The sequence below is a fragment of the Pseudomonas sp. zfem003 genome, from assembly GCF_032621675.1.
Lineage (GTDB): Bacteria > Pseudomonadota > Gammaproteobacteria > Pseudomonadales > Pseudomonadaceae > Metapseudomonas > Metapseudomonas otitidis.
Genome location: NZ_JAVYJG010000001.1, coordinates 367041 through 381718, shown reverse-complemented (window position 1 = coordinate 381718; position 14678 = coordinate 367041). Strand labels below are relative to the sequence as shown.

12 protein-coding genes are annotated in these 14678 nt (G+C 68.6%); 7 read left to right on the top strand and 5 right to left on the bottom strand.

Annotation, left to right across the window (positions count from 1 at the left end; translation table 11 throughout):
• Window positions 1-32: 32 nt before the first annotated feature.
• Window positions 33-1526: an aldehyde dehydrogenase family protein gene (locus tag RTK35_RS01695; protein ID WP_142009762.1), complete on the bottom strand. Its 1494-nt coding sequence runs from the start codon at window positions 1524-1526 to the stop codon at window positions 33-35.
• Between the two features lie 407 nt (window positions 1527-1933).
• Between RTK35_RS01695 and peaA the strand changes: the two genes are divergently transcribed.
• The 6 genes from peaA (at window position 1934) to RTK35_RS01665 (ending at window position 9520) form a co-directional block, all read left to right on the top strand.
• Window positions 1934-3499, top strand: coding sequence for a quinohemoprotein amine dehydrogenase subunit alpha (gene peaA, locus RTK35_RS01690; protein WP_316907217.1), 1566 nt, complete (start codon window positions 1934-1936; stop codon window positions 3497-3499).
• Between the two features lie 73 nt (window positions 3500-3572).
• Window positions 3573-5003, top strand: a complete 1431-nt coding sequence (gene peaB / locus RTK35_RS01685) for a quinohemoprotein amine dehydrogenase maturation protein (RefSeq protein ID WP_316907216.1) — start codon at window positions 3573-3575, stop codon at window positions 5001-5003.
• Between the two features lies 1 nt (window position 5004).
• Window positions 5005-5328 carry a quinohemoprotein amine dehydrogenase subunit gamma gene (gene qhpC, locus RTK35_RS01680; protein ID WP_044403960.1) on the top strand — a complete coding sequence of 108 codons (324 nt, stop codon included), beginning with the start codon at window positions 5005-5007 and terminating at the stop codon, window positions 5326-5328.
• A gap of 29 nt (window positions 5329-5357) precedes the next feature.
• A complete protein-coding gene (gene peaD, locus RTK35_RS01675; protein WP_316907215.1) occupies window positions 5358-6479 on the top strand; it encodes a quinohemoprotein amine dehydrogenase subunit beta in 1122 nt (373 codons plus the stop codon).
• 223 nt (window positions 6480-6702) lie between these two features.
• Complete coding sequence (locus RTK35_RS01670) at window positions 6703-8403, top strand: AMP-binding protein (protein WP_316907214.1); 1701 nt, start codon at window positions 6703-6705, stop codon at window positions 8401-8403.
• A 91-nt stretch (window positions 8404-8494) separates the two neighbouring features.
• Window positions 8495-9520, top strand: coding sequence for an AraC family transcriptional regulator (locus RTK35_RS01665; RefSeq protein WP_172433472.1), 1026 nt, complete (start codon window positions 8495-8497; stop codon window positions 9518-9520).
• Between the two features lie 6 nt (window positions 9521-9526).
• Here RTK35_RS01665 and RTK35_RS01660 read toward each other — a convergent pair whose 3' ends face one another.
• Window positions 9527-9952, bottom strand: a complete 426-nt coding sequence (locus RTK35_RS01660) for a VOC family protein (RefSeq protein ID WP_172433473.1) — start codon at window positions 9950-9952, stop codon at window positions 9527-9529.
• Window positions 9953-10055: 103 nt separating this feature from the next.
• Here RTK35_RS01660 and RTK35_RS01655 point away from each other — a divergent pair, with 103 nt between their 5' ends.
• Entirely contained in the window at window positions 10056-10925 is an 870-nt protein-coding gene (locus tag RTK35_RS01655) for a LysR family transcriptional regulator (RefSeq protein ID WP_172433474.1), read from the top strand.
• Window positions 10926-10932: 7 nt separating this feature from the next.
• On the opposite strand, the gene RTK35_RS01650 is transcribed toward RTK35_RS01655, so the two are convergent.
• From RTK35_RS01650 to RTK35_RS01640, 3 genes are all read right to left on the bottom strand, one after another.
• A complete protein-coding gene (locus RTK35_RS01650) occupies window positions 10933-13011 on the bottom strand; it encodes a PAS domain-containing sensor histidine kinase (protein ID WP_316907213.1) in 2079 nt (692 codons plus the stop codon).
• A 124-nt stretch (window positions 13012-13135) separates the two neighbouring features.
• Entirely contained in the window at window positions 13136-13642 is a 507-nt protein-coding gene (locus tag RTK35_RS01645) for a thioredoxin family protein (RefSeq protein ID WP_316907212.1), read from the bottom strand.
• 64 nt (window positions 13643-13706) lie between these two features.
• Window positions 13707-14591, bottom strand: coding sequence for a LysR substrate-binding domain-containing protein (locus RTK35_RS01640; RefSeq protein WP_316907211.1), 885 nt, complete (start codon window positions 14589-14591; stop codon window positions 13707-13709).
• Between the last annotated feature and the right edge of the window lie 87 nt (window positions 14592-14678).

Here is a 14678-nt window from a genome sequence, read left to right as displayed (position 1 = left end):
TGCCGGCCCCTGCGTTGGGGCCGGCGTTGCGCTTACAACCGCATCAGTACCGACTTGAGTTCGGTGTAGTGCTCGATGGCGGCTGCGCCCATCTCGCGGCCGAGCCCCGACATCTTGTAGCCGCCGAAGGGCAGGGCCGGGTCCAGTGCGCTGTGGCAGTTGACCCACACGGAGCCGGACTTGATGCGCGGGATCATCCTATGCACGGCGCCCAGGTCGTTGGACCAGATGCTCGCACCGAGGCCGTAGGGGTTGTCGTTGGCCAGGCGCACGGCTTCGTCGAGGTCGTCGAAGGGCATGGCCACCAGCACCGGGCCGAAGATCTCTTCCTGCACCAGGCGGTGTTTCTGGTCGACGTCGGCGATCACCGTCGGCTTGACGAAATACCCCGGCCCGAAGCCTTCGCCGCCGCAGACCACCGAGGCCCCCAGCTCGCGGCCGAGGTTGATGTAGCCGGTCACGCGGTCCTGCTGGCGGGCAGAGATCAGCGGGCCCATCTGCACGCTCGGGTCCAGCCCGTTGCCCAGCTTCATGCCGTTGGCGATGCCGGCGATGTCGGCCACCACGTTGTCGAAGTGCTTGCGCTGCACGTACAGGCGCGAGCCGGCGCAGCACACCTGGCCCTGGTTGAAGAAGATCGCCGTGGCGGCGCCGGCGGCGGCGTCCTGCAGGTTGGCGTCGGCCAGTACCAGGGTCGGCGACTTGCCGCCCAGCTCCAGGGTGACGCGGGTCATGTTGTCCATGGCGGCCTTGCCGATCTGCTTGCCGACCTCGGTGGAGCCGGTGAAGGTCAGCTTGTCCACGCCCGGGTGGCGGGTGAGGGCGGCGCCGGCGTTCAGGCCGGTGCCGGTCACCACGTTGAACACCCCGGCGGGGTAGCCCGCCTCCAGCACCAGTTCGGCCAGCTTGAGGGCGGTGACCGGCGTTTCGTCCGCCGGCTTGAGCACCACCGTGCAGCCGGTGGCCAGGGCCGGGCCGAGCTTCCAGCAGGCCAGCAGCAGGGGGAAGTTCCAGGCGACGATGGCGCCCACCACGCCAACGGCTTCGCGGCGGATGAAGCCGTGGAACTGGTCGTCCGGCATCAGCGGCAGGGAGACGTCGACGCTGCTGCCTTCGATCTTGGTGGCCCAGCCGGCCATGTAGCGGAGGAAGTCGATGGCCAGCTGCACGTCCATCACCTGCGCCACCGCCGCGCTCTTGCCGTTGTTGAGGCATTCCAGCTCCGCCAGTTGCTGGGCATCGCGCTGCATCAGGTCGGCCAGGCGCCACAGCAGGTTCTGCCGCTCGCGGGGGCGCATGCGGCTCCAGGCGGAGTCATCGAAAGCCTGGCGGGCGGCGCGCACGGCGCGGTCCACGTCGTCGGCGTCGGCCGAGGGCACGCGGCCGATAACGTCACCCGTGGCCGGGTTGCGGAAGTCCAGGGTGGCGCCGCTGGTGGCGTCCTGCCACTGGTCGCCGATGAGCATCTTCAGCGGGCGGTCGAGGAAGGCGCGGGTGGCCGGCAGGAGGGGCAGCTGGTCGGACATGGGGTCGCTCTCTTGTTGTCAGGGAAGGAGGTGAACCGCCATGGGGCAACCGCCATGCCAAGCTGCGCGCGAGGGCGCCAGGCGCCGTCTGCCGTGACCTGTGGCGCCGATGAGGTGGGCACCGGCGCGTTGGGGCTGTTGCACTTTGAGACGGCGTGAGACAACCCGTGCAACAGCCTCGCCCGCTGCGCTCGGGTGTCACCGTGGCGGCGTCTCAGGCTGGAACAGCCTGTCTCGAAATTAGACGCGTGCGGTGTTTCGCCACAGCCCCGGTGAAGCTGCGTTGCGCGCTCAAGTCATTGATTCAGAAGGATTTATCGGAAGTGGCACACATCCTGTATCGGCTGCGACAGTTGTGCCGCCCGGTTCGGCGCGACCCATAAGAACAAAACCGTGGAGGTCTGACCTTGAAGACGACTCGACTCCGGCGGCAAGCGGGCAGCCTGGTGCTGACCCTGGCAGCCTTGCTGTGTGCCCAGGCCCATGGGGCGGAAGAGGGGCCGGCGCTCCTCCAGTCCAAGTGCATGGGGTGCCACATCCCCGAGGGCAACGACACCTACAGCCGCATCAGCCACCAGCGCAAGACGCCCGAAGGCTGGCTGATGAGCATCGCCCGCATGCAGGTGATGCACGGCCTGAAGATCAGCGACGAGGACCGTCGCACCCTGGTCAAGTACCTGGCCGACAAGCAGGGCCTGGCGCCCAGCGAGACCGACGGCGTGCGCTACGCCATGGAGCGTCGGCTGAACACCGTCGAGCAGTTCGACGATCACCTCAGCCAGATGTGCGGTCGCTGCCACTCCGGTGCCCGTGTCGCCCTGCAGCGGCGCCCGGCGAAGGAGTGGGAGCACCTGGTCAACTTCCACCTCGGCCAGTGGCCGTCCCTCGAATACCAGGCCCAGTCCCGCGACCGCGACTGGCTGGACATCGCCCTCAAGCAGACCGTGCCCGACCTGGCCAAGCGCTTCCCGCTGGACAGCCAGGCCTGGACCGACTGGCAGAAGGCCCGGCCCAAGGCCGACGTGCTGCCGGGCCAGTGGAGCTTCAGCGGCCACATGCTCGCCAAGGGTGATGTGCGCGGCGTGATGACCGTGACCGCCGATGGTGCCGACACCTTCAAGGTGGACGTGAAGGGCCAGTACGCCGACGGTTCGCCGTTCACCGGCAGCGGCTCGGCGATCCTCTACAACGGCTACGAATGGCGCGGCAACGTGAAGGTGGGCGACACCACCCTGCGCCAGGTCTTCGCCGCCCTCGACGGTCAGATGACCGGCCGCATGTTCGAGAGCGAGCACGACGAGCGTGGCCTCGACTTCAGCGCCGCGAAGCAGGGCCAGGCCCGGCTCCTGGCGGTGCAGCCGGCGCAGGTCAAGGCCGGCAGCGAAACCGAGCTGACCCTGGTTGGCAGCGGCCTCTCGGGTGCGCCGCAACTGGGGGCCGGGCTGGAGGTGGTGAAGGTGCTGGACAGCACCCCGGACCAGGTGCGGGTGAAGGTGAAGGCGGCCGCCGATGCCGCCCCCGGCCTGCGTGAGGTGTCCATCGGTGCGCTCAAGGGCGTGACCCTGGCGGTCTACAAGGACATCGCCGAGGTCAAGGTGGTGCCCGCGTTCTCCATCGCCCGCATCGGCGAGAACGGCGGCTCCACGCCCAAGGTCCAGGGTCGCTTCGAGGCCGAGGCCTGGGGCACCGACGCCGCCGGCAAGGCCTACCGCATCGGCTACCTGCCGGCGAAATGGTCGGTGGAACCGTTCGATGAGCGGGCCAAGGAAGACGAGGACGTGAAGTTCGCCGGGGTGATGCAGAAGGATGGCGTCTTCGTGCCCGGCGGTGCCGGCCCCAACCCGGAACGCAAGATGATGACCAACAACGCCGGCAACCTGAAGGTGATCGCCGAGCTGGAGGAGGGCGGGCAGAAGGGCGAAGGCCACCTGATCGTCACTGTCCAGCGCTGGAACAACCCGCCATTGCCCTGATTGGGAAGGACCGGGCAGGGCGGTTGCCCCGCCCGGATTCGAAACGAATCGGGACGAATTCCAGGAGGTCGCCATGGGCGCAATCTTGAATCTGGTCGAACGCAACCTGCACGAGGTGCAGGTCAACACCGACCGCATGCTGTTCCACATCCCCAGCAGCTCGCTGTTCGCCACCGACGCGCTGACCGGGGGCATCATCGACGCCCTGCGCCAGCAGGGCTGCTCGCCCGAGGAGCTGGTGCAACGCCTGGGCGGGCGCTTCGCCGGGGCCGAGATCGACGAGACCCTGCGCGAGCTGATCGCGCTGGAAGTGGTGAGCGACGGCTCGCCGCTGACGCCGGAGATCGGCCTGAAGAAGGTCGACCGCACCGCCCTCAACACCGTGGTGCTGAACGTCAACACCGGCTGCAACCTGAGCTGCACCTACTGCTACAAGGAAGACCTCGACAAGCCCTCGGCCGGCAAGAAGATGGCCGTGGAAACCGCCGAGGCTTCGGTGGAGATGCTGCTGCGCGAGTCCCCCGACGAGGCCCGCTACAGCGTGGTGTTCTTCGGTGGCGAACCGCTCTCCAACCGCCCGCTGATCGAGCACATGGTGGGCTACTGCGAGCGTCGCTTCGCCGCTGCGGGCAAGCAGGTGGAGTTCGTCATGACCACCAACGCCACGCTGCTCACCGAGGAGATCGTCGACTGGCTGAATGCCCACCGCTTCGGGCTGTCCATCAGCATCGACGGGCCGAAGACGGTGCACGACCGCAACCGCATCACCGTGGGCGGGCAGGGCACCTACGACGTGGTCCGGCGCAAGGTGGAGATGCTGCTGTCGCGCTACACCAGCCGCCCGGTGGGCGCGCGGGTGACGCTGACCACCGGCGTCACCGACGTGGAAACCATCTGGGACCACCTGTTCAACGAGCTGGGCTTCGCCGAGGTGGGGTTCGCCCCGGTCACCTCCGGTGATATCAGCAGCTTCAACCTCACGGCGGACGAGCTGGTGCAGGTGTTCGCCAACATGAAGGCCCTGGGCCGGCGCTACCTGGAGGCGGCGCTGGAGAACCGCAACATCGGCTTCTCCAACCTGCACCAGCTGATCACCGATATCCACGAGGGCCAGAAGAAGGCGCTGCCCTGCGGGGCCGGGCTGAAGATGCTGGCGGTGGACCACAAGGGCGAGCTGAACCTCTGCCACCGCTTCACCGGCTCCAGCCTGCCGACCTTCGGCAACGTGCACGGCGCGGTGAAGCAGGCCGAGCTCAACGACTTCCTTTCCCAGCGCCTGGACCGCAGCGGCACCGGCTGCGACAGCTGCCGCATCCGCAACCTCTGTTCCGGCGGCTGCTACCACGAGAGCTACGCCCGCTACGGCGATCCCACGCACCCGACCTACCACTACTGCGAACTGATGCGCGACTGGGTGGACTTCGGCATCGAGGTCTACAGCCGCATCCTGGCCGGCAACCCGGCCTTCATCAGCCGCACCATCACTCCGCGGAAGGCGCACTGACATGAAACACCTCAAGCCGCTGAACCAGAAAGCGCACCTGCTCGAACAGGCCGCAGCCGAAGACCGCCTGGAAGAAGTCGTTGCCATGAGTGCCGTCGCCGGCTGCACGGCGACCACCGACCCGGGCTGGGAAGTGGATGCCTTCGGGGGCGTCAGCTCCCTGTGCCAGCCCATGGAGGCCGACCTCTACGGCTGCTCCGACCCCTGCTGGTGGCCGGCCCAGGTGCCGGACATGATGACCACCTACCAGGATTGGAACGCCAGCGCGCAGGACTCCTCGCAGGACTGGCGCAACCTCGGCACTGTCTTCCCCAAAGACAAATGACCGGCCACCCGAACACGAGGGAAAACCCGATGAAGCTCAATGCGTTCGCCAGCCTGGCCGTTGCCGCCGGGCTCGCCCTGGGTGGCCAGGCCCTGGCCGCCGACAACGCTGGCCTGGCACTCAAGGCCGGCCAGGAATACATGATCGCCACCAACTACCCGAACAACCTGCACGTGCTCGACCTGGCCAGTGACAGCCTCTACAAGACCTGCCGCCTGCCCGACGCCTTCGGACCGGGCACCGCCATGGTGTCGCCGGACCGCAAGACCGCCTACCTGCTCAACAACCACTTCGGCGACCTCTACGGCATCGACCTCGACAGCTGCCGCGCGGTGTTCCACGCCAAGCTCTCGCGCAAACCGGACGAGAAGGCCCGCTCCATGTTCGCCTTCGCCCTCAGCCCGGACGGCAAGGAGCTGTACAGCGTGGTCAACCCGACCCGCATGGCCAGCGACCACTACGAGGTCCAGCAGCCGCGCCTGGAGGTGTTCGACACCGCCGCCGGCCTGGACGCCCAGCCCGTGCGCAGCTTCCCGGTGCCGCGCCAGCTGTACATCATGCGCGCCGCCGATGACGGCACCCTGTATATCGCCGGGCCCGACATCTACAAGATGGACGTGAAGACCGGCCACTACGAAGTCGCCGTGCCCGGTCGCAACTGGAAGCGCCCCAACTACGGCCCGCCCGACGTGCTGTACTTCTGGCCGCACCAGACCCCGTTGCACGAGTTCTCGATGCTCTACACCACCACCAGGTTCAAGGACGAGAAGCAGGACCCGGCCACCGCCGACTTCGTCTACGGCTACGTGAGCATCGACCTGAAGACCGGCAAGCCCACCGTGGAGGACTTCGCGCCGCTGACCGAGCTGTATTTCACCGGCCTGCGTTCGCCGAAGGACCCGAACCAGATGTTCGGCGTGCTCAACCGCCTGGCCAAGTACGACATCAAGCAGCAGAAGCTGATCAAGGCCGCCAACCTGGATCACTCCTACTACTGCATCGCCTTCAACACCCAGGGCAGCAAGCTCTACCTGGCCGGCACCTTCAACGACATCGCCGTCTTCGATCCGGACAGGCTGGAGAAGGTGAAGAACATCAAGCTGCCGGGTGGCGACATGGCCATCACCACCACCCAGGTATTCGTGCGCTAGGCCGGTGACTCCCCCGTGGCCCGGGCTTGCGCCCGGGAGCGGGGTGGGTCTGCCGTAGGCGTTCGCACGCCTCATTTCGCGCCATCTACGACCAATGGGTCACTGGACAGAACAAAACCCTTTACCCAGATTGACGTTTACGTAAAGGTAATCGGCCTCCCTGCCCGAATCGGAGGCCACTCGGAACGACCCGATCCCACCACAACGACAAGAAGGGACAGCCATGCATCAACCGAGCTATACCCGGGGGCGCCAGGACAAGCCCCTGCTCGCCATGACCATCGGCGCGGCATTCGACGCCACGGTCGCCCGATTCCCCGAACGCGAAGCGCTGGTGGTGCGCCACCAGGGGCTGCGCTACAGCTGGCGCAGCCTGGCCGAGGCGGTGGAGGTCCATGCCCGCGCGCTGATGGCCCTGGGTATCCAGAGCGGCGACCGGCTCGGCATCTGGGCGCCCAACTGCGCCGAGTGGTGCATCACCCAGTTCGCCAGCGCCAAGGTCGGCGCCATCCTCGTCAACATCAACCCGGCCTATCGCAGCAGCGAGCTGGAGTACGCCCTGCGCCAGTCCGGCTGCCGTTGGGTGATCTGCGCCGACGCCTTCAAGACCTCCGACTACCACGCCATGCTCCAGGGCCTGGTGCCGGAGCTGGCCAGCGCGCCCATCGGCCAGCTCGCCAGCGAGGCGCTGCCCGAACTGCGCGGGGTGATCAGCCTGGCCGCCGAACCGCCGGCCGGCTTCCTCGCCTGGGCCGACCTGCAGCAGCGGGCAGGGGAGGCCACCCCGGCCGAGCTGGCCGAGCGCCAGGCCAGCCTGCAGTTCGACGACCCCATCAACATCCAGTACACCTCCGGCACCACCGGCTTCCCCAAGGGCGCCACCCTCAGCCACTACAACATCCTCAACAACGGCTACATGGTCGGCGAGAGCCTGGGGCTAACCGAGCACGACCGCCTGGTGATCCCGGTGCCGCTGTACCACTGCTTCGGCATGGTCATGGGCAACCTGGGCTGCGTGACCCACGGCGCCACCATGATCTACCCCGGCGACGCCTTCGACCCGCTCACCGCCCTGCGCGCCGTGGCGGAGGAGAAGGCCACCGTACTGTACGGCGTGCCGACCATGTTCATCGCCGAGCTGGACCACCCGCAGCGGCATGAATTCGACCTCTCCAGCCTGCGCACCGGCATCATGGCCGGCGCGACCTGCCCCATCGAGGTGATGCGCCGGGTCATCGGCGAAATGCACATGAGCGAGGTGCAGATCGCCTACGGCATGACCGAGACCAGCCCGGTGTCCCTGCAGACCGGCCCGGATGACGGGCTGGAGCTGCGCGTCACCACCGTCGGCCGCACCCAGCCGCAGCTGGAGAGCAAGATCGTCGATGCCGAGGGCCGCATCGTGCCGCGCGGCACCATCGGCGAGCTGTGCACCCGGGGCTACAGCGTGATGCTCGGCTACTGGAACAACCCCCAGGCCACCGCCGACGCCATCGACCCGGGCCGCTGGATGCACACCGGCGACCTCGCGGCCATGGACGACGACGGCTACGTGCGCATCGTCGGGCGCAGCAAGGACATGATCATCCGCGGCGGCGAGAACATTTACCCCCGCGAGCTGGAGGAGTTCTTCTTCACCCACCCGGCCGTGGCCGACGTGCAGGTGATCGGCATTCCCTGCAGCAAGTACGGCGAGGAGATCGTCGCCTGGATCAAGTTCCACCCCGGCCACAGCGCCGGCGAGGAGGAGCTGAAGACCTGGGCCAAGGCCCGCATCGCGCACTTCAAGGTGCCTCGGCACTTCCGTTTCGTGGACGAGTTCCCCATGACGGTGACCGGCAAGATCCAGAAGTTCCGCATGCGCGAGATCAGCATCGAGGAGCTGACGCCGCCCCGGGACGGCAAGGTGACGGCGATCCGCTAGCGCCCCAGGGAGCCGCGTCTTGCGCGGCTCCTTATCCCGCCTTCCATCTCCTACACTGGGCGCCCGTAATCGCCATGACCCCCGGAACGCCATGACAGGAACGTCAGCCGAGAAAGGCACCATCTCCGTCCGCCTCGTCGACGAAGCGCTGCAGGTGCTTCGCCAGCAGGGGGGCGACGTCGCCGCGCTGCTGGAGCAGGCCGGCATTCCCGCCGAGCAGATGGCCCGGCCCTACGGTCGGGTCGCCTCCAGGCAGTACGCCCAGCTGTGGCTGCTGATCGCCCGGGTGATGGATGACGAGTTCTTCGGCATGGACAGCCGCCGGCTCAAGTCCGGCAGCTTCGCCCACATGAGCCGGACCGCCCTGCAGGCCGCCACCCTGGGGGACGCGCTGCAGGCCAGCCTGACCTTCCTCGCCCTGGTGCTGGATGACCTGCAGCCCCGCCTGGCGCGGCGCGGCAGCCTGGCGGAGATCGTCCTCGACGACAGCGGCGCGCCGCCTCGGGCCTTCGCCTGCTTCACCCTGTTCCTCATGGTCCACGGCCTGCTCTGCTGGCTGGCCGGTCGGCGCCTGCCGATCCTCGGCATCGAGCTACGGGGGCCGCAGCCGGCCTACATCGAGGACTACCGGGTGATGTTCACCCCGCACCTCCGCTTCGGCCGCGACACCACGCGCCTGGTGTTCAACGCCGACTGCCTGGCCCAGCCGGTGCGCCGCAACGAGGCGGACCTGCGGCGCTTCCTCGCCGGTGCACCGGCCAACATCCTGGTGCGCTACCGCGACCCCCAGAGCCTGGCCGCCCGCATCAAGACCTACCTGCGCAGCCTGCGCCCCGAGCGCTGGCCGGACCTGGAGGCGCTCTCCGGGCACTTCTACATGGCGCCCTCCACCCTGCGGCGCAAGCTCACCCAGGAGGGGCAGTCCTACCAGGCGCTGAAGGACCAGGTGCGCCGCGACCTGGCGGTCGCCCGGCTGGACGCGGGCGAGGTCAACTTCACCGAGCTGGCCTTCGAGCTCGGCTTCGCCGACGCCAGCGCCTTCTACAAGGCGTTCCGCAAGTGGACCGGTTCCACCCCCGGGCAGTACCGGGCGCTGGTGCACCCCGAGGCGGGCTGAGCCCCCTCACTTGGCGAACAGCTGGCCGATGTCCCGGAACGCCTTGAACTCCAGCGCGTTGCCGCACGGGTCGAGCAGGAACAGCGTCGCCTGCTCGCCCACCTGGCCCTTGAAGCGCACATAGGGCTCGATCACGAAGCGCGTGCCGAGGCGTTGCAGCCGCTCGGCCAGGGCCTCCCAGTCCTCCCAGGCGAGCACCACGCCGAAGTGCGGCACCGGCACGTCGTGGCCGTCCACCGGGTTGGTGTGGGCGGCGAGCTGGCTGGTGGTCGGCGGGTGCTCGTGGATCACCAGCTGGTGACCGAAGAAGTCGAAGTCCACCCACTGCGCGCTGGAGCGGCCTTCGGCGAGGCCGAACACCTCGCCATAGAAACGCCGCGCGGCGGGCAGGTCGTGAACGGGGATTGCGAGGTGGAAGGGGGCGAGTTGCATGCTGTGCTCCTGTTTTGTGTGCCCATTTTAGATGTGGAGATTTCGATGCAAAGCCAGGATTATTTGTGCCGAGCACGAACGTTTTCGATCAATGAGGCACCCCATGCTGCGAGAGATCCGCACCTTCGTCGCCGTGGCCCGCCATGGCACCTTCGCCGCTGCCGGCATGCACATCGGCCTCACCCAGTCCGCCGTCAGCGCGCAGATCCGCAACCTGGAAGAAGCGCTGGGCGTGCGCCTGTTCGACCGCACCGGCCGCCAGGCGCTGCTCAACGCGGCCGGTGAGCGGGCGCTGCCCCTGGCACGGGAGATGCTCGACCTGTTCGCCCGCATGGCGGCCACGGACGAGGCGGGCGCCCATGCCGGGGAGCTGCGCATCGGTGCCATCGCCACCGCCCAGACCGGGCTGCTGGCGGACGCGCTGCTGCGCCTGCGGGAGCGCGCCCCGGCGGTGGAGCCGAAGCTGGTGCCCGGCGTTTCGCTGAACCTGCTGAGCCAGGTGGATGCCGGCGACCTGGACCTGGCCATCCTCATCCGCCCGCCATTCGAACTGCCCAAGGAACTGCATGCCGAGGTGCTGCGGGAGGAAGCCTTCGTGCTGGTGGTGCCGCGCGGCCTGGAGGGCGACGACCCGCTGCGCCTGCTGGCCGAGCAGCCGCTGGTGCGCTATGACCGCACCTCCTTCGGCGGGCGCCTGGTCACCCGCTTCCTGCGCCAGCAGCGGCTGGACGTGAAGGTGGCGCTGGAACTGGACGAGCTGGACGCCATCGTACGCATGGTCGAGGCCGGCCTCGGCATCGCGCTGATCCCCGAAGCGGGCCTGTGGCTGGAACGCGACGCCGCCATCCGCGTGGTCCGCCTCGGCCCGCTGACCTTCCACCGGCAGATCATCCTGCTCACGCGCCACGCCCAGCGCCGCCAGCCGCTGCAGCGTCTGTTCGCAGCCTGCCTGGCGGGGGAGGACGCCAAATAGCCGGGCCCTAGACCGCCCGCAGGCCGGCTTCGGCGGGGGGCTGGCCGGATGGTGGGGCTTTGAGCAGCAGGCGGATGCGGTTGGCCAGGGCGTCGATGGCGTAGGGCTTGGCCATGACCTCCATCCCCGGGGGCAGGGGTTCGTTGCCGAACGGGGCGTTCTGGGCGTAGCCGGTGATGAACAGCACCTTCAGGTCCGGGCGTTGCAGGCGGGCGCGGCGGGCCAGTTCCAGGCCGTTCAGGCCCCCCGGCAGGCCGACGTCGGCCAGCAGCAGGTCGACCGCTCGCTCGCCGGCAAGCAGGGCGAGGGCCCCGGGGCCGTCCGCGGCTTCGAGCATCTGGTAGCCGAGGTCTTCCAGCACTTCGCGCATCAGCTGGCGCAGGGGCGCTTCGTCGTCCACCACCAGTACGGTGGTGCACTGCTCGGCGCGGGGGATTTCAACCGGGCGGGGTGTTGGCGCGGGCTCTGCCTCGCCGTGGTGGCGGGGCAGGTAGAGGCTGAGGCTGGTGCCCTGGCCGAGGGTGGAGGCGATGCGCACCTGCCCGCCGGATTGCCGGGCGAAGCCGTACACCATCGAGAGCCCGAGGCCGGTGCCCTGGCCCACCGGCTTGGTGGTGAAGAAGGGTTCGAAGGCTCGGCTGATGACGTCCTCGCTCATGCCGCTGCCGGTGTCGCTGACCATCAGCACCAGGTAGTCCCCCGGTTCCAGCCCGCGCTCGCCGGCAGCCTGGGCGCCGAGCACGACATTATTGCTGCCGATGCACAGGCGGCCGCCGTTGGGCATGGCGTCGCGGGCGTTGATACAGATGTTGAGCAGGGCGCTTTCCAGCTGGTTCGGGTCCACCAGCACCGTCCACAGGTCCGGGCCGTCGACGCACTCCACCTCGATGTTCGGGCCCATGGTCCGGCTGATCAGTTCGTGCAGCGTCGCGACCAGTTGGTTGACGTCGGTGGGGCGCGGATCGAGGGCCTGGCGGCGGGAGAAGGCGAGCAGGCGGTGGGTGAGGGTGGCGGCGCGTTCGGCGGCGCTGCGGGCGATGTCGATGTAGCGGTTAAGGTCCTCGGTGCGCCCCTGGGCGATGCGCAGGCGCAGCAGCTCCAGGCTGCCGCTGATGCCGGCGAGGAGGTTGTTGAAGTCATGGGCGAGGCCGCCGGTGAGCTGGCCGACGGCCTCCATCTTCTGGCTCTGGCGCAGTTGCTCCTCGGCCTGGCGCAGGGCGTCGGCGCGGGCGCGTTCCTCGGTGGTGTCGCGGCCGATGGCGCTGATGAAGCCGTCGCCCGAGGAGGAGGACCAGTTGATCCAGCGGTAGCTGCCATCGCGATGGCGCATGCGGCTGGCGTAGTCCCGCAGGGGCTCGCCCTGGATCAGGCTGTGGATGGCGGCCCAGGCGTCGGCGAGGTCGTCGGGGTGCACCAGGTCCAGGCAGTTGCTGCCCACCAGCTCGGCTTCGCTCCAGCCGAGGATGTTCTGCGTGGCGGGGTTGGCGGCGGTGATCACCAGGTCCTGGCGCGACACCAGCATGATGTCCGGCGAGAGGTTCCACAGGCGGTTGCGGTCGCGGGTGCGCTCGGCCACCTGGCGCTCCAGGTTGTGGGTGAGCTGGCGCAACTGGCGCTCGGCGGTGACCCGGGAGGTGGTCTCGATCACCGTGTCGAGCATGCCCAGCACCCGGCCGTCGGCGTCCCGCAGCGGGCTGTAGCAGAAGGTGAAATAGCTCATCTCCGGTCGCCCGTGGCGGTCCAGCTCCACGGGGAAATCCTCGATGAAGGTGGCCTGGCCCTGGTAGGCCCGCTCGGCGATGGGGCCGATGCTGTCCCAGGCTTCGCGCCAGATGTCGTCGAAGGGCCGGCCGAGCGGCTCGTGCTTGTTGCCGAGGATGGGCACGAAACCGTCGTTGTAGATGGAGATGCGCTGCGGCCCCCATACCAGGCAGCAGGGGAAGTGCGAGGACAGGATGGTGTCGACGCTGATGCGCAGCGCCTCGGGCCAGTGCTCGATCGGGCCGAGCGGGGTGCGGGACCAGTCGTGCTGGCGCACCTGCTGGCTCATCGGCCCGGGGGCGGCGGGGAAGGGGGTAGCGTCCATGTCAGGATTCCGAGGGGCAGCAGCGAGGATGGCCGGGTCAGAGGAGTTGACCACGAAGCGGCCGGACAATTCGATTCCGCGATGCCTGTTTGCCGTGGTGGTGACGGCGAGCAGGCGCGAGGGCCTAGCGCTGCTCGGCCTGTTCGATGAGTTCGAGCACGTCGGCCAGGGTGGCGTCGAGGTGTTCGCCGGCCTTGTAGGCGCGCAGCACGGCCTCGTCACCCTCGCGGACGAGGCGCGGCCGCTCGATGAACAGCCCGGCGGGTTCGAAGGCCTCGTCCAGCACCACCACCAGGGGAATGGCGATGCGCTCCAGGCCCAGGCGGGTCTTGAGGTCGTCTTCGGCGCGGCCCTTGGTGATCACCGCGAGGTCGATGCGGGGCTGACGGCGGCACAGGTCGTCCAGCACGGTGACGTTGATCTGGCAGTCCGGGCACCACATCTCGCCCACCACCAGCAGGTGGTAGCGGCGTTCGATCTGCTCGATGCGCTGCAGCAGCGTGGCGGCCGGCCCCTGGTCTTCCAGGCGCTGGGCGATGGCGGCGGCTGCGGCGGTCTCGGCCGGCAGGCCGCTGCCGACGAACTCGGTGTAGGACTGGCCGATGTCGAACAGCTCGCGATAGGTCGCCATGGGAATGCTCCGTTGAAAGTGAGGCGGCATCCCAGCAGAAAAGCCCACCCGGGGCAACTGCGCCTCACCCCGGCGACAGGTAGCCGAGCAACTGCCGGGCGTGGGAGCCGAGGCCATCGGTGCCACGGATGCACAGGCGCAGCTCGCGGGTGGCCCAGGTGTCCTCCAGGGTGGCGATGGCCACCGGCAGCTCCTGGGTCAGGCGGTGGGCGGCGACCTCCGGAAGCATGGCGATGCCGGCGCCCTGGGCCACCAGCTGGGCGATGGCGTCGAAGCTTGGTGCGCGGACCCGCACCATCAGCGGCAGGCCGTTCTGCCGGGCCATTTCCTCGACGAAGCGCTGCATGGAGCGCTCCGCCGGCAGACACACGAAGGGGTAGCCCAGGGTGTCGCGCAGGTGGACGCTGCGCAGCGGCGCGAGGGCGTGGCCGGCAGGCACCAGCATCACCAGGCGGTCGTCGCGGAAGGGCAGGGAGATCAGCCCGCCGGTGGGCAGGTTGCCGTCGTACACGCCGATGTCGATGTCGCCGGCCTGCACGCCCCGCAGCACATCGCGGCTGGTCTGCTCGGTGAGCTGCAGGTCCACCTCGGGGTAGTCCGCCAGGAAGGGGCCGAGGGCGCCCGGCAGAAAGGAGCTGTTGGCCACGGTGGTGGCGGCCAGGTGGACGACGACGCGCTGCTGGCCGGCCAGTTCCTCCAGCAGCACCTTGAGCCCCTGGGCTTCGTTGAGCAGCGCGTGGCAGCGCTCCAGCACCAGGCGGCCCGAGGGTGTGGGCGTCATGCCATCCGCGCGGCGGGTGAAGAGGGTGATGCCGCAGCGGGATTCGAACTGGCGCAACCGGGTGCTGGCCGCAGAGACCGCCACGGGGAAGGTGGCCGCCGCCTTGCTCAGGCTGCCGGTGGCGGCGATGGCGCTCAGCAGGCGCAGGTCGGACAGGTCGAAGTGCATGGCGTTCTGATTTCTATAAGGGGTGGTTCTGGAAAAACCGATTCTAGCCCTCTCGCGTTCTGTCCAGAATAAGGCTCTACCTGCTGA